This window comes from Erythrobacter sp. JB3-1 (genome assembly GCF_057364995.1).
Genome location: NZ_CP200289.1, coordinates 2,906,693 through 2,920,702 on the forward strand (window position 1 = coordinate 2,906,693; position 14,010 = coordinate 2,920,702).

Annotated in this window: 17 protein-coding genes; 3 read left to right on the forward strand and 14 right to left on the reverse strand. The window is 58.8% G+C overall.

Translation table 11 applies throughout. The features are described from left to right. The first annotated feature begins 2 nt into the window (after positions 1-2). From AC0V6M_RS13835 to AC0V6M_RS13845, 3 genes are read left to right on the forward strand one after another with little or no spacing between them, the layout of a single operon-like run. Positions 3-1,364, forward strand: a complete 1,362-nt coding sequence (locus AC0V6M_RS13835; protein WP_486139380.1) for an amidase family protein — start codon at positions 3-5, stop codon at positions 1,362-1,364. 22 nt (positions 1,365-1,386) lie between these two features. Then, complete coding sequence (locus AC0V6M_RS13840; protein WP_486139381.1) at positions 1,387-2,106, forward strand: PepSY domain-containing protein; 720 nt, start codon at positions 1,387-1,389, stop codon at positions 2,104-2,106. Then, positions 2,103-2,756: a trimeric intracellular cation channel family protein gene (locus tag AC0V6M_RS13845; RefSeq protein WP_486139382.1), complete on the forward strand. Its 654-nt coding sequence runs from the start codon at positions 2,103-2,105 to the stop codon at positions 2,754-2,756. The genes AC0V6M_RS13840 and AC0V6M_RS13845 overlap by 4 nt, the downstream gene beginning before the upstream one ends. A 46-nt stretch (positions 2,757-2,802) precedes the next feature. On the opposite strand, the gene AC0V6M_RS13850 is transcribed toward AC0V6M_RS13845, so the two are convergent. The 14 genes from AC0V6M_RS13850 to rplR all read right to left on the reverse strand — a co-directional run bounded on the left by AC0V6M_RS13850 (position 2,803) and on the right by rplR (position 14,009). Continuing rightward, the gene (locus AC0V6M_RS13850; RefSeq protein WP_486139383.1) at positions 2,803-3,609 is read right to left on the reverse strand and encodes a hypothetical protein; all 807 of its coding nucleotides are present in this window, start codon (positions 3,607-3,609) and stop codon (positions 2,803-2,805) included. Between the two features lie 129 nt (positions 3,610-3,738). After that, the gene (locus tag AC0V6M_RS13855) at positions 3,739-4,275 is read right to left on the reverse strand and encodes a hypothetical protein (RefSeq protein WP_486139384.1); all 537 of its coding nucleotides are present in this window, start codon (positions 4,273-4,275) and stop codon (positions 3,739-3,741) included. Between the two features lie 154 nt (positions 4,276-4,429). Next, a complete protein-coding gene (locus tag AC0V6M_RS13860; protein ID WP_486139385.1) occupies positions 4,430-5,905 on the reverse strand; it encodes a serine hydrolase domain-containing protein in 1,476 nt (491 codons plus the stop codon). A 117-nt stretch (positions 5,906-6,022) separates the two neighbouring features. Continuing rightward, a complete protein-coding gene (gene rplQ, locus AC0V6M_RS13865; RefSeq protein WP_472644985.1) occupies positions 6,023-6,451 on the reverse strand; it encodes a 50S ribosomal protein L17 in 429 nt (142 codons plus the stop codon). A 151-nt stretch (positions 6,452-6,602) separates the two neighbouring features. Next, positions 6,603-7,658, reverse strand: a complete 1,056-nt coding sequence (locus AC0V6M_RS13870; protein WP_486139386.1) for a DNA-directed RNA polymerase subunit alpha — start codon at positions 7,656-7,658, stop codon at positions 6,603-6,605. Positions 7,659-7,779: 121 nt separating this feature from the next. Beyond that, complete coding sequence (gene rpsK / locus AC0V6M_RS13875) at positions 7,780-8,169, reverse strand: 30S ribosomal protein S11 (protein WP_472638980.1); 390 nt, start codon at positions 8,167-8,169, stop codon at positions 7,780-7,782. A 61-nt stretch (positions 8,170-8,230) separates the two neighbouring features. Then, positions 8,231-8,599, reverse strand: a complete 369-nt coding sequence (gene rpsM, locus AC0V6M_RS13880) for a 30S ribosomal protein S13 (RefSeq protein ID WP_486139387.1) — start codon at positions 8,597-8,599, stop codon at positions 8,231-8,233. 407 nt (positions 8,600-9,006) lie between these two features. Next, positions 9,007-9,714: an SRPBCC family protein gene (locus AC0V6M_RS13885; RefSeq protein ID WP_486139388.1), complete on the reverse strand. Its 708-nt coding sequence runs from the start codon at positions 9,712-9,714 to the stop codon at positions 9,007-9,009. A 98-nt stretch (positions 9,715-9,812) separates the two neighbouring features. Next, positions 9,813-10,457, reverse strand: coding sequence for an adenylate kinase (locus AC0V6M_RS13890; protein WP_486139389.1), 645 nt, complete (start codon positions 10,455-10,457; stop codon positions 9,813-9,815). A 30-nt stretch (positions 10,458-10,487) separates the two neighbouring features. Then, positions 10,488-11,849, reverse strand: coding sequence for a preprotein translocase subunit SecY (gene secY / locus AC0V6M_RS13895; protein ID WP_486139390.1), 1,362 nt, complete (start codon positions 11,847-11,849; stop codon positions 10,488-10,490). Positions 11,850-12,014: 165 nt separating this feature from the next. After that, the gene (gene rplO / locus AC0V6M_RS13900) at positions 12,015-12,527 is read right to left on the reverse strand and encodes a 50S ribosomal protein L15 (RefSeq protein WP_486139391.1); all 513 of its coding nucleotides are present in this window, start codon (positions 12,525-12,527) and stop codon (positions 12,015-12,017) included. Between the two features lie 125 nt (positions 12,528-12,652). After that, positions 12,653-12,838 carry a 50S ribosomal protein L30 gene (gene rpmD / locus AC0V6M_RS13905; RefSeq protein WP_472644979.1) on the reverse strand — a complete coding sequence of 62 codons (186 nt, stop codon included), beginning with the start codon at positions 12,836-12,838 and terminating at the stop codon, positions 12,653-12,655. 5 nt (positions 12,839-12,843) lie between these two features. Then, the gene (rpsE, locus tag AC0V6M_RS13910; RefSeq protein WP_486139392.1) at positions 12,844-13,665 is read right to left on the reverse strand and encodes a 30S ribosomal protein S5; all 822 of its coding nucleotides are present in this window, start codon (positions 13,663-13,665) and stop codon (positions 12,844-12,846) included. After that, positions 13,665-14,009: a 50S ribosomal protein L18 gene (gene rplR, locus AC0V6M_RS13915; protein ID WP_472638986.1), complete on the reverse strand. Its 345-nt coding sequence runs from the start codon at positions 14,007-14,009 to the stop codon at positions 13,665-13,667. Before rplR ends, rpsE begins: the two co-directional genes overlap by 1 nt. Between the last annotated feature and the right edge of the window lies 1 nt (position 14,010).

A 14,010-nucleotide genomic window follows, 5' to 3' on the forward strand; every position in this document is an offset into this window, starting at 1 on the left:
ATTTGGCCTATCCAACACTGACCGACAAACCCGGCGCGCTTGAAACGGCTGCGGCCATCCGTGCTGGTGAAATGAGCCCGGCGGAGGCGGTGGATGCCGCGATCATCCGAATTGAGCATTTTGATGGCCATGTAAATGCGCTGGCCGTGCCGGATTTTGAGCGCGCTAGTGAAGCGGCCCGCGCGCTCGACGGTGTGACGCCGCGCCCAAAAGGCGACCCGAATTATCAGCCGCTGTTTGGCGTGCCGATGACGATCAAGGAAAGCTTCGACATTGAGGGGCTGCCCACATCCTGGGGGCACACTCAATTTGCGGGCAATATCGCCAAGCGAGACGCAAAGCTCGTGGCGAAGCTCAAGGCCGCTGGCGTCATCTTCATCGGCAAAACCAACGTCCCGCCCGATCTCACCGATTGGCAATCGAACAACCCAGTCTATGGCCGCACCAACAATCCGCATGATCATGAGCGCTCGCCCGGTGGATCATCCGGCGGATCCGCCGCCGCCGTCACCAGCGGAATGGTGCCTTGCGAGTTTGGTACGGACATAGGCGGCTCTGTCCGCGTGCCGGCGCATTTCTGCGGGGTCTGGGGGCATAAGAGCAGCTGGGGCCTAGTGTCGAAGCATGGCCATGATCACCCGGCGATGAAGGGCAAAGATGGGCACGATGGCGCGCTGTCGATTGCCGGGCCATTGGCGCGCAATGCCGATGATCTTGCCGCGCTGATGCGGATCGGTGCCTCCATGCCGCTCCGCGAGGGGGACAAGCCGCTGAAGCAATGCCGCTTGCTAGCGGTGCTGGATTACCCGGACAGCCCGATTGATGACAGCGTACGCGCGCCGACCGAAGCTGCGCTGGCGGCTCTTGAGGCCGCAGGTGTGAGCATCGACCGGAGCAGCGATCTGCTGCCCGATCTCGCTCAGCAACAGGCCGATTACCTGAGGATGATGAACACCGCGATGGCGCGCGGCGCCCCTGCGCCCAATGGCAAACGCGCGACCGCCACTGACTGGTTTGACCTGCTGGATGCGCAGACCCGCAACGAGATCGCGTGGGAGCGCGTGTTTGAGACCTACGACTTTGTCCTCGCCCCGCCTGCGCCGGTGCTGGCCGTGCCGCATAGAGATGGCTCGATCTTCGATGCCACCTTGCACGTCAATGGCGCGGAGATGCCCGCGGGCGCTGGCCTGACATGGGCGGGCCTTGCGACCTTCCCCAACCTGCCGGCGACCTGCCTGCCCATCGGGTCTGGCACCGATCGCGGCGCGACCCTGCCGTGCGGAATGCAGGTAATGGGACCGCGCTGGTCTGATCTCGATTGCATCAACGCAGCCAAAGCCATAGGCGAAATTCTACACGGCTAGATTCGCCCACAAAGGACTTGGCATGACCCGCAAAACCTGGATACAGCGGCTCATGCGTACGTTCGCCAAATGGCATGTGTGGCTAGGATGGCTCGTCGGCGTGCCGATTGTGATGTGGACCGCTACCGGCCTGTTCATGGTCGCTAAGCCAATTGAGGAAGTGCGCGGCAATCACCTGCGCATTGAGACACCTGAGCAACCCCTGATCCTGCCCGATAGCGAGCTTGCCACCAGCGAGGCCGCGCTAAAAGAAATGCGCGCCGTTATGCAGGATGGCCGCGCGGTCGCGATCCTGACCGCGCTCGATGGCGCTATAACCCGGGTCGATATGACCAGTGGTGAACGCATCGCTCCGCTGGACAGCGCTCAGGCCCGCGCGATTGTGGCGGAACGCATCGTCGGCGGAGACAAAGTGCGCAGTGTTACCTTCTTTGAAGCGGATGAAGTCCCGTTTGATTTCCGCCGCCCCATGCCGGTGTGGCAGGTCGCGCTGGAGGATGGCGCGCATATCTACATCGGGCGCGACACGGGCGAGATCGAGGCGGTGCGCACCGGCTGGTGGCGCTGGTTCGATTTCATGTGGGGCTTGCATATCATGGACCTTTCAGAGCGGGAGGATAGCAGCCACCCGACACTGATCCTGTTCGCAGCCTTGGGCCTGATCGGTTCTCTGCTTGGCTCGATCCTGATGTTTCGCAGGCGCAAAACCCGCCGCAGCACGGACGCGGCGATCCAGGCATGAACGAGGAAATTCTTACCCCGGTTCTCGATATTCTCGATGTCGTTGGCATCGCGATCTTCGCTCTGTCTGGCGCGGTCATCGCCGCCAAGGAACGTCAGACCTTTGTCACCATGGCGTTCTTCGCACTCGTCACGGGCGTGGGCGGAGGCACGGTGCGCGATTTGCTGATCGATGCGCCAGTGTTTTGGATCACGGACCCGTGGGTGGCGGCCATCTGCCTGTCCACCGCATTGTTCGCCTGGTTCACCCCGACCCGGTTCTGGGAAGGCAAATTGTTCGATATCGCTGATGGCGCTGGGCTCGCCGCCTATGCGGTGCTGGGCGCGGCAAAGGCGACCGCATACGGCATTCCGCCAGTGCCCGCCGCGCTGATGGGGATCATCACCGGCTGTGTCGGCGGGATCATCCGCGATGTCGTGGCCGGCCGCCCATCGGTGATCATGCGGCCAGAGCTTTACGTCACGGCCGCCGCGCTGAGCGCATCTCTGACCGTGGCAGGAATGCTGGCAGCAACGCATCTCGGCCTGCCCAATATGGCCGTTTGGGCCATCGCGTTTGCCGCAGGCTATGCGCTGCGCGTGGCGGCGGTCGTATGGCAGATCTCACTCCCGTCTTACCGAGAGAGCCCCATGAAAAAAGGGGCGGAATAGCCCGCCCCTTCCTTCAAGTTTCAGACCTTAACCGTCTGGCTCAGGCTTAACCGCCGATGTCGCCATCCACCCGGTCGTCAAAGCTCTCACCCGGCAATGGTCCGCCCGGATAGGCTGGTTGCGCCGAGTTTTCTGGCGCTGGCCGCACCACTGCCGCTTGATAGCGGCGATCAGGCTCAGACATGCCGCGCGCACGGCGTGCCTCGGTGTAGCGATCATCGCTCAGCTGGCGGTCGTCCACATCGTCAGCAGACGCGCCGGAGAAACCGCCGCCAAAGTTAACATTGCTGACCCGGCCATCATTGCCAATCTGACAGGTGAAGCGATCACCATTGTAGATTGAGCCGGTCACGCGCCAGCCCTCGCCCGTGCGGTCAACGCTGTCCACGCCTTCAACCCGCACGTCACGCTCAATCTGGTTCACACAGCGTGATACGGCATTGTCGATGCCAGAGCCGCCGTCAGAGCGGCTGTCGCCCCGGCGGCGATCACGGTTGTCATAGTCACGGTCGCGCCGATCATAGTCGCGGTCCCGGTCCCGGTCGCGCTTGTTGTTGGACGCTGCGCTAGCGATTGCGGCAATCCCGCCAAGGATCAGGACACCTGCAACCACGTCACCAGCATCCACCCGGCGGTGACGCCGATAGCCGCGATACCGGCGATACCCGAAATAGTCAGCCGCCTCTGCCTCTGGCGTGAACAAGTCAAATGCGGGAGCGCTGGAAAACGTCCCCTCAGCCAGACTTGTTGGTGCTGCGCTATTTGACAGTTCAGCCGCGCTTGCTGGCGCAGCGGACAAAGCGCTTGCCGCTGCTATGCCGGTCAATACGCCAAAATACTTCATATGGGCCATTGGAGTCCCTCCTGTTGCGGATGAGCGTGCCACCAATCGCTCTCTTGTGCCTATGCGCATAGGCGGCCCAGGCTTACACTTGCCTGAACCGCCCACACTGGTGGTCATAGAGATCTGTTGGACCGGATATTACCGAAGCCCGCGAACGCCGTTAAAATCGACCTGGGCGCCGCGCTGTCCGCCTACGTAGCAGGTGAAACTGCCGCGGTCAGAACGGTTGCGGTTATATCCGCGCGATCCGTCAACAATGATCCGGCCTTTAACGCGGTAACCATTGCGGGTGCGATCAACATCGCGGATCTGCGTCACATCGGCGAACCGATATCCGCCAAACCTGCGTGCCTGGTTTTCGGCTGCTCGGACACACCGATCCACTGCACCGCGCGGATTGCTGCGCGTGTTGTAGTTTACACGGGTGTTATAATTGCGATTGTCGTAATTCCGGTTGCGATCTCGATAATTGCGGTCGCGGTCATTATCAAAGGCGCCTGCCAAAGCGGCAATTCCACCGATAATCACAGCGCCAGCGATCACATCGCCTGCGTCAATGCCGCGGTCACGATGGCGTTCTTGCGCCATGGCTGGAGTTGCAGATGCCAGGGCCATCGCGCCTGCCGCGACAGTCCCGAGCGTGCCCTTGGCCAACATATTGGTCAATTTCGTCATAGGGTTTCATCCTCGGGTTGCGCCGAAACGGGGGTGTCCCGGCTACAAACCCCTTATGGATGATTCGCTATTGTCTAAGCCTGACTGACCCTTGCAGCGATTGTTCAGGTTTATACAGACTTATCTGAACATCACAGTTTCTACCCTCGGTGGATCAATCCAGCTGGGCAAGCACATCGCGGGTAAACGCGGCAATATCAAAGCGCGTGCCGACCATATCCTCGCCCCGGCGCACGATCACGACATTGCGGGAAGGCACAACCACGACATATTGCCCGCGGTTGCCGCGCGCGGCGAAGGCGTCGTCAGGGATGCCCTCAAACGCGTTTCCTTCAGGACGGCGGAACGTCCACCACCCAGCGCCATAGCCCCAGTCAGTGCCTTCTGGCTGAGGGCCGGACGGGGTGGAGACATAATCGCGCCAGCCCTCAGGAAAACGCTGATCTCCGGTCCGATGTTTGCCCTTGTCGAGATACAACTGACCCAAAGACATGAGATCTGCCCCCGATGCCCAGACCTGGCTGGAAAGAACATAGTTTCCCTGCCAATCCTTCTCAATCGACGTATCAAACATGCCGAGCAGATCAGCGAGCTTTTCGGGCTCTTTGTCGTCAATCCACTTCTGGATCGGCTCAATGGCCACCAGAGTATCGTTGTTTGCATAGCGGTAAACCGTACCGGGCTTGTGAACGAGCGGCCAGTTGCGGGCCCGCTCGTCAACAGTGGTCCCGCCCCAATACAGAGGGTCGGTGCGATTTCCTGCTGTGTCTGAATATCGACCTGTCGCCATCCGCAGCGCGTGGTCGATAGTAATTGCTGACCGAGGATCGCCCTCGCCCTCACCCAGCCCCGCGCTTTGAGCAACATCCGCCGCGCCGTCCAAGACAGCCATCCCGATAAATGTCGCGGCAATGCTCTTTGCCACAGACCAAGTGCGCTGCGGTGTATTACGGCTGTAGCCATCTGCAAAGCCTTCAAAGCGCATGCGTTTGTTCTGACTTATCAAGACTGCGGTGGTACGGGAGCCGGCGCCATACATGTCACTGAAGGCCAATTGCGCAGTTTCCTGAAACCTGGCGTGGTCGCGCTCGATGATGTCCATCGTCTTGTCTCGCAAGGCCACGGAAAGCCGCTCGCTCGATTCTACGATAGGCGGAGGAACGACAGGTGACTGGAGCCGCATTTGAACGGTTTTGTCCGTTAAGGTGCCAAGATTCGTCCCCATGGGCAGAACCGCACAACCATTTCTGCCGCGATACTCCGCAATCCTAGGCGGCATATCGTCGGCCCAACTCACCTCGACATGGCGCACGAAACCAGCCTTTGGACTTTGAAACTCAATCGGTTCGCCCCGCACAATCTCGTAAGGAAGATCACGGATAATATCATCAAGCGGTGCCTGAATACCCGTCAATTCCCACTCATGGATTTGCTCCGGCGTACGGCCTGAACCCACGCGTTCGGAGTTCGCAATCCCGCTGCACAGCATCAACGCCTTGTACCCTGCCGCAAGCGCGCGGTCGTAGCGCGCATCCAAGCGTTCCTGCGCCGATTGAGCGGCTGCCGGAGCGGGGGAGAATAATGTGAGAGCGAGAGCAGCGCCTGCGGCGGCCATGAGTGTGGTCTTCATGCGCCTGACACTAGCCGCAGCGTATCAAAAGAAAAGCCATGCATCCGGCGCCGCATAACAAAAAGGGCCGGCGGATCGCTCCGCCAGCCCTTTGCTGTCTCAAAAGAGAAGCTCAGCTTACGCCGCGACTTCTTCTTCGTCATATTCGTCAGACATAACCGGACCGCTGTCTTGGCCCTTAGCTTCTGGATCGCGCTCAACCAATTCGATGATTGCGAGCTGCGCGCTATCGCTGGCGCGGTAGCCAGCCTTGATCACGCGGGTATAGCCACCATCACGGTCGCTGTAACGCTCAGCCAGAACGTCAAACAGCTTCTTCAGCTGGGTCTCGTCTAGCAGACGCGACTGAGCCAGACGGCGGTTTGACAGGCCGCCACGCTTTGCCAGCGTGATCAGCTTCTCAACATACGGGCGCAATTCTTTCGCCTTTGGCAGAGTGGTCTGGATCTGCTCGTGCTTGATCAGAGCCGCTGCCATGTTGCGGAACAGAGCCTTACGGTGGCCCGACTTACGGCTCAGCTTACGCTGTGAAATTCCGTGACGCATTATATCTTCCTTCAGTTCGATTGGGGCCCGTATCAGGTAGCCCAAAGCTGGTGACCGTTATGGGCTGTCACCTTCTCCCAATGTGAACCCCCGCGCAGGCGTGGCTCTCTTGTTGCAAGAGTCCCCGCCTTCGCGGGGACTCACGCAATTTTTAACCCAGCAGCTCTTGTTCGAGCTTCTTGGCCATTTCTTCGATGTTCTCTGGTGGCCAGCCTGGAATGTCCATGCCGAGGCGCAGACCCATGCTGGAGAGAACTTCCTTGATCTCATTAAGCGACTTGCGGCCAAAGTTTGGTGTGCGCAGCATCTCGGCTTCGGTCTTTTGAACCAGATCGCCGATGTAGATGATGTTGTCGTTCTTGAGGCAGTTGGCAGAGCGGACCGAGAGTTCCAGCTCGTCGACCTTCTTGAGAAGGTAACGGTTGAGCTGGTTCGCATCGTCCTCTTGCGGCTGAGCGGCCTGGCCGATCATCGCGCTTTGCGGCTGCGGAATGCCATCTTCGAAGTGGACGAACAGGGTCGGCTGATCCTGAAGAATGCGAGCAGCATAGGCCACGGCATCTTCTGGGGTCACAGTGCCATCGGTTTCAACCGTGAGGCTGAGCTTATCATAGTCAAGCTCTTGACCGACGCGGGCGTTTTCAACCTTGTAGCTGACCTGACGGACTGGCGAATAAAGCGAGTCAATCGGGATCAGGCCAATCGGCGCATCAACCGGACGGTTCTGAACAGCAGGCGTGTAGCCTTTGCCCACGTCAGCGGTCAGCTCCATATTGAGCGTCGCGCCTTCGTCCAAGTGACACAGGACCAAGTCCTTGTTCATCACTTCGATATCGCCAGACACGGCGATGTCACCGGCGGTGACTTCAGCTGGACCAGTCGCGGAAAGCTGCAGACGTTTCGCGCCTTCGCCTTCCATCTTCAAAGAGATTTGCTTTGCATTCAGCACGATATCGGTCACGTCCTCACGCACACCGGCGAGCGACGAGAATTCATGCAGTACGTTTTCAATCTTGATCGAGGTGATCGCTGCTCCCTGCAATGAGGACAACAGTACCCGGCGCAACGCATTACCGAGTGTCAGACCAAAGCCGCGCTCAAGCGGCTCAGCAACGAATGTCGTCTTGCGAGACTTATCGCCGCCTTCCTTGATTTCGAGAGCGTTGGGTTTCTTAAGTTCCTGCCAGTTCTTCGTATTGACGGACATGGATTTCCCCTAATTCGCTATGCAGCGGTTCAAATTATCGGCGGGCCTTGGCGCTTTCGCGAACTGCGCTTTGGCCGCCGGATTGTTGCGACGGCCACCAGGGCCGCCGAACTGGGACGGTTTAGACGCGGCGCCGCTTAGACGGACGAACGCCGTTGTGCGGGATTGGCGTCACATCGCGGATAGATGTGATGTTGAAGCCGACAGCTGCAAGACCGCGCAATGCGCTCTCACGGCCAGAGCCTGGGCCTTTCACTTCGACTTCCAAAGTGCGAACACCATGCTCAGCGGCTTTCTTGCCGGCATCATCGGCGGCAACCTGGGCTGCATAAGGCGTCGATTTACGGCTACCTTTGAAGCCCATCATGCCAGCACTGGACCAGCTGATCGCATTGCCTTGTGCATCGGTGATGGTGATCATCGTGTTGTTAAAGCTGGCGTTGATGTGAGCAACGCCGCTGCTGATATTCTTTTTGTCGCGTTTTTTAACCCGACCTGGTTCGCGTGCCATTTGGCTAAATCCTTTAACTCGTCAGAAGGTAAAAGCTCGCTTGGGAAGACCCAAGCAAGGCTTACTTCTTCTTGCCGGCGATCGGCTTGGCCTTACCCTTGCGGGTGCGGGCGTTGGTGTGAGTGCGCTGACCGCGCACAGGCAATCCATTACGATGACGCAGGCCGCGATAAGACCGAAGGTCCATCAGGCGCTTGATGTTCATCGCGGTGTTGCGACGCAGGTCGCCTTCGACGGTGTGATCAGCGTCAATCGCCTCACGAATACGCAAAACTTCTTCATCAGAAAGATCTTGCACACGTGCAGAGTGATCAATGCCAAGCTTGTCAGCGATTTTCACGGCGGTCGTGCGACCAATGCCGTGAATATAGGTAAGCGCGATAATAACACGCTTATTTGTAGGGATGTTCACCCCAGCAATACGAGCCACTTAATTCTCCATGCTCCACAGGGACATGAGCGCGACATGCAACCCACCCCTATCTCAACGCTTCACTTAAGACTTCCGCCGCCGCTCAGCCGATCTGACACATGCCAAAACCGCTTAAACGGCAAAAAGCCCGGTTGGCATCCAATCAATAAGGCTACCTGCCGGACTCGGTTCGAAAATCTCGAATGAAGGGCGCGCTTAAGACGATTCGCGCAGCGCGTCAACCGCTAGCAAATCATAGCGCGACGATCGGACGAAATAGTTCGTCCGGTGGAACCGTTTAGCGGCAAAATTGCGCGAGGCATGCCCGCTTTGCTCACTAGTGATGCTTTGCAATTTAGCGCGCTGCGAGCGCAAGGTCAAAACTGGGCCTATAAACCTGCGGAAAACTAGTCTTGGCGCCTGTACTAATTGGCGCTTTCAACACCCTCGAGAAAGTCATCGCCAATCGCGCTGGTGGTGCCCTCGCCCGTTTCATCTGCTGGCCCTTCTGGGCGTTCTTCAGAGCTTTCGTCCGCGCTCGCTTCTTCGCTCGCGTCATCAGCATCGTCGCTGGCGGGCGCCGGACCCGAGACGATGCCAAGACTTTGCGCGAGGCCGGACAATTGCTGGGTCATCACTCCGCCAACCGCTGCGGAAATCTCGCCAATCTTATAGCGCATGGAGCCGCCGACATTGTATTCCCAGACGATCTTGGTGCCTTCCTCGACTTCGCTGATTGCAACGGTCAGAATGCCGGTCACTGGCTCACTTTGCAGTGGGCCCAGTGCGCCCTGCATTCGCAAAGCGCGCTCTGGATAGGCCTGGATCACACGCATGTGCTCAACGCTGCCTTCAAGCGTGATCTTCTCTGGGTCAGGATCTTCAGGAATGCGCTCGCAAAAGCATCCGCCTGCCTGCGGGGTAATGGTGAGGTTAGCTGAATCGCCAGACCATGTGTGCGAGGAATTCCACCAGCGAGCGGGCGAAATCAGCGCCAGCCAAACCGCTTTGGGGTTGGCCTCCACCACCGCCTCATCGCGGGTCACAAAGCCATTCTCGCTGGTCGCAATCACTTCAGCAGCAACCGGCTGAGCCGCCAACAATGCCGCCAAACCAGCCAAAACTACACGCATCACAATTGTCCTCTTCGCATCTCTATGCGAGGCGGTTTAGGCGATGCCGATAATGTGTGAAAGAGCAGAGTTCGTCCCCTGCCCCGCCAATTGCCCGCTTAAGCGAGCACCGCGTCAATCGCGTTGGCGACACCGGTGATGCCAGCCATGCCGTCCACTCGCGTCACGATCCCGCGCGCTTCATAGCCCGGCAGGATCGGCGCGGTTTCGCCGCGATAGACCGCCATCCGAGTGCGGACAGTTTCTTCGTTGTCATCAGGACGACGCTTGAATTCTGTGTGTCCACAACTGTCGCACACACCCTCAGACGCCGGTGGGTTCGCCGTGTCGTGATAGAGAGCACCGCAATTCGCGCAGCTGAAACGGCCAGTGATCCGCTCGACCAAAGCATCAATATCGACGCCCAGCTCAATCACGTGATCAAGAGTGCGGCCATGTTTTCTGAGAATTCCGTCCAGCGTTTCCGCCTGTGATGCCGTGCGCGGATAGCCATCGAAGATAGCGCCCGTACCAGCGTCCATCGCCGCCAGTTCAGCATCGATCAGATCAGCAACGATCTCGTCAGAAACAAGCTCGCCCGCATCCATCACAGCCTTGGCCTTTAGACCAACTGGCGTTTGAGCCTTCACCGCCGCACGCAACATGTCGCCGGTGGAAAGCTGCACCATCGCGTGCCGCTCTACTAGTCCGGCACTTTGCGTGCCCTTACCGGCACCCGGAGGGCCAAGAAGAATGATGTTCATCGCAAAATCCCCCAGATGCTCGCGCGCCGATTAGCGCTTACGACCCTTAAGTTTCGCCTTTTTGATCAGGTCACCATATTGGTGCGCCAGCAAATGCGACTGCACTTGGCTGATCGTATCGACTGTGACGTTCACCACAATCAACAGGCTGGTACCGCCAAGGAACAGCGGCAGGCCGGTCTGGCGAATAACATATTCCGGCAGCACACAGACGACCGCAAGATAGAGCGCGCCGACCACAGTGATGCGGGTGAGGACATATTCGAGATAATCCGCCGTCCGCTTACCCGGACGAATGCCCGGAATGAAGCCGCCGTTCTTCTTGAGATTGTCCGCCGTCTCTTCCGGGTTGAACACAACTGCGGTGTAGAAGAAACAGAAGAAAATGATACCCAGCGCATAGAGCGTGAGGTAAATCCACTCACCTGGCTGGAGGTAGAACAACAGGCTTTGTGCAAAGCCGCCTGCGCCTTCTTCGCCGGTTGGGGCGCCAGCGAACTGAGTAATCGTCAGCGGCAGCAGCAACAGCGAGCTTGCGAAGATTGGCGGGATAACACCAGCGGTGTTGAGCTTAAGCGGTAAGTGCGAGCGATCCGCCTGCATCACGCCATTTTGCGTGGCGCGCTTAGGATATTGGATCAGCAAGCGCCGCTGGGCCCGCTCCACGAAGGAGATCACCAGGATCAACACCACAACCATAATGGCAAAACCAACGATCAGGCCAAGCGAGATCGAACCTGTGCGGCCGCCCTCAAACATGTTTGACACGAAGGTCGGGAACTGCGCGACGATGCCCGCCATAATGATCAGCGAGACGCCATTACCGATCCCGCGCGAGGTGATTTGCTCACCCAGCCACAGCAGGAACATAGTGCCGCCGACAAGGCTGATCACTGCGCCGACGCGGAACATATAGCCCGGATTGACGACCGCTTGCAGCCCGCTTTGCGCGCCAAAGCTTTCCAGGCCTGCAGCTAGGAACCAGCCCTGAATGATGCACAAGAAAACCGTGCCATAGCGGGTGTATTGGTTGAGTTTTTGACGCCCGGTTGCGCCCTCCTTTTTCAGCGCCGCGAGCGTTGGGTGCAAGGCCGAGGCCATCTGCACCACGATCGAGGCGGTGATGTACGGCATAACGCCGAGCGCGATGAGACTCATCCGCTCCAGGCTGCCGCCGGAAAATGTGTTGAACAGGTCAAGAATGCCGCCGCGCGTTTGGTCATACAGCGTTTCCAGGATCAATGGATTGACCCCGGGCAGCGGAACAAAGCTCAAAAAGCGGAAGACAATAAGCGCACCGATGGTGAACCAGATACGCTGGCGCAACTCCGTGGCTTTGGAGAAATTGGCGAGGCTCATATTGCTCGCGATTGAATCGGCGCGTGATGCCATGTCTAAATATCGATCCTAGCGTCTGGCTAATAGCCCGTCCTTGGGTGTCCTTGCCGTCCAGCAAGCCCGTAAAACAGACCAACCGGCCCTCACCGGTCTATGCACGAAGGATTAGATAGGGAGCGAGGAGCCGAATGTCGAACCCCTCGCTCACCAATACCCGCATTATTTGCTTTTTGCTGCCGCTTTTTCAGGGTTCGGCTTGCCCGAAGGCTTCTTCACGACAACGACTTCGACGCTGCCGCCGGCCTTTTCAACCGCTTCGATGGCGCCCTTAGACGCACCAGCAACGACGAATTTGACCTTGGCTTTCAGTTCGCCCTTGCCGAGCAAACGAACACCGTCTTTGCCGCCGCGAACCAGACCTGCTTCACGCAGAGCCGCTTCGTCGATAGCTTTCTTGCCGTCGAGCTTCTTCGCATCGATGAACTTTTGGACCATGCCAATGTTGATCTCTGCAAAGTCTTTGCCGAACGGGTTGTTGAAGCCGCGCTTTGGCAGGCGCATGTGAAGCGGCATTTGGCCGCCTTCAAAGCCCTTGATCGCTACGCCGGAACGGCTCTTTTGGCCCTTCTGACCGCGGGCCGCGGTTTTGCCTTTGCCAGAACCGATACCACGGCCCTTGCGCATGCGTCCTTTACGGGCGCCTTCATTGTCACGGATGTCATTGAGTTTCATGTGTGCACTCGCTTTCGCTTTTGTTCGCGCTTCAAATTGCGAGTCCCCGCGAAGGCGGGGACCTTATGCCACCAGCGCTATGCCAGAGGCAGGCGGCTCCCGCCTTCGCGGGAGCTCACCAAATTTTAGTCAACCACTTCAACCAGATGCGGGATCTTTGCGACCGCGCCGCGAACTTCAGGGGTGTCCTGACGCTCGACAACTTTGTGCATCTTGTTGAGGCCCAGGCCGATCAGGATCTTACGCTGACTTTCTGGACGACGGATCGGCGAACCAATCTGTTTGATCTTGATAGTTTTCTTAGCAGCCATTGGTCTTACTCCACAATCGCCGCGGCTTCAGCTTCTGCTTCCACCTCGCTTGAACCACCACGGCCCAGAAGGTCGGCGACCTTCTTGCCCCGGCGCTGAGCGACAGACTTCGGCGAAGTCTGATTGGTCAGCGCGTCGAAGGTAGCGCGGATCATGTTATAGGGGTTGGACGAACCGACCGATTTGGTCACAACGTCTGCAACGCCCAGGCTTTCAAAGACGGCACGCATCGGACCACCAGCAATGATGCCGGTACCCGGAGGTGCTGTACGCACGGTCACCTTGCCAGCGCCAAAACGGCCCTTAGCGTCATGGTGCAGAGTGCGGCCTTCTTTAAGCGGAACGCGAACCATCTTCTTACGGGCGGCTGCGGTTGCTTTGGTAATCGCCTCTGGAACTTCGCGAGCCTTACCGTGACCAAAGCCAACGCGGCCCGCGCCGTCACCAACAACGACGAGTGCAGCAAAGCCAAAACGCTTACCACCCTTCACCGTTTTAGAGACGCGGTTGATGTGCACCAGCTTCTCGATGATGCCATCATCTTCCTCTTCACGCTTACCGCGACGATTGTCACGGCCACCGCGACCACGGCCACCGCCGCGATTGTCGCCGCCACGGCCACGTCCGCGGCCTTCGCGTTGTTGAGGAGCATCGGTTTTTGCCGGAGCTTCTGCAGGCGCTTCCGCTGGAGCCGCTTCTGCCGGAGCAGCCGCTTCTTCAGGTTTCGCTTCTTCAGCAGCCGGAGCCGCTTCCACTGCAGGTGCTGCAGTTTCTTCGGTCTTGGCCTCTTCAGCAGGCGCTTCAGTTTTCTTGTCGTCAGCCATCATCAGAACTCCAGCCCGCCTTCGCGAGCGGCATCGGCCAGCGCTTTCACGCGGCCATGAAACAGGAACCCGCCGCGATCAAACACGACAGTGGTCACGCCAGCCTTCTTGGCGGCAGCAGCGATATCCTTGCCCACTTGAGCAGCGGCATCGACATTTGCGCCAGACTTCTTGCCACCCAGAGTAGATGCGGCAGCCACAGTGCGGCCATCAGCATCATTGATGATCTGAGCATAGATGTGACGACCAGTGCGGTGCACCGACAAGCGAGGACGATCGCCAGCACGCGTCCGCAGTGCGGTGCGCACCCGGCGGCGGCGGCGTTCAAACAGGGAAAGCTTAGCCATC

Bases quoted from the DNA above. Each gene is read 5' to 3' on its own strand.
- AC0V6M_RS13840 (WP_486139381.1), top strand. From the start codon at position 1,387: ATGACCCGCAAAACCTGGATACAGCGGCTCATGCGTACGTTCGCCAAA.
- AC0V6M_RS13845 (WP_486139382.1), top strand. From the start codon at position 2,103: ATGAACGAGGAAATTCTTACCCCGGTTCTCGATATTCTCGATGTCGTT.
- AC0V6M_RS13850 (WP_486139383.1), bottom strand. From the start codon at position 3,609: ATGGCCCATATGAAGTATTTTGGCGTATTGACCGGCATAGCAGCGGCA.
- AC0V6M_RS13855 (WP_486139384.1), bottom strand. From the start codon at position 4,275: ATGACGAAATTGACCAATATGTTGGCCAAGGGCACGCTCGGGACTGTC.
- AC0V6M_RS13860 (WP_486139385.1), bottom strand. From the start codon at position 5,905: ATGAAGACCACACTCATGGCCGCCGCAGGCGCTGCTCTCGCTCTCACA.
- rplQ (WP_472644985.1), bottom strand. From the start codon at position 6,451: ATGCGTCACGGAATTTCACAGCGTAAGCTGAGCCGTAAGTCGGGCCAC.
- AC0V6M_RS13870 (WP_486139386.1), bottom strand. From the start codon at position 7,658: ATGTCCGTCAATACGAAGAACTGGCAGGAACTTAAGAAACCCAACGCT.
- rpsK (WP_472638980.1), bottom strand. From the start codon at position 8,169: ATGGCACGCGAACCAGGTCGGGTTAAAAAACGCGACAAAAAGAATATC.
- AC0V6M_RS13885 (WP_486139388.1), bottom strand. From the start codon at position 9,714: ATGCGTGTAGTTTTGGCTGGTTTGGCGGCATTGTTGGCGGCTCAGCCG.
- AC0V6M_RS13890 (WP_486139389.1), bottom strand. From the start codon at position 10,457: ATGAACATCATTCTTCTTGGCCCTCCGGGTGCCGGTAAGGGCACGCAA.
- secY (WP_486139390.1), bottom strand. From the start codon at position 11,849: ATGGCATCACGCGCCGATTCAATCGCGAGCAATATGAGCCTCGCCAAT.
- rplO (WP_486139391.1), bottom strand. From the start codon at position 12,527: ATGAAACTCAATGACATCCGTGACAATGAAGGCGCCCGTAAAGGACGC.
- rpmD (WP_472644979.1), bottom strand. From the start codon at position 12,838: ATGGCTGCTAAGAAAACTATCAAGATCAAACAGATTGGTTCGCCGATC.
- rpsE (WP_486139392.1), bottom strand. From the start codon at position 13,665: ATGATGGCTGACGACAAGAAAACTGAAGCGCCTGCTGAAGAGGCCAAG.
- rplR (WP_472638986.1), bottom strand. From the start codon at position 14,009: ATGGCTAAGCTTTCCCTGTTTGAACGCCGCCGCCGCCGGGTGCGCACC.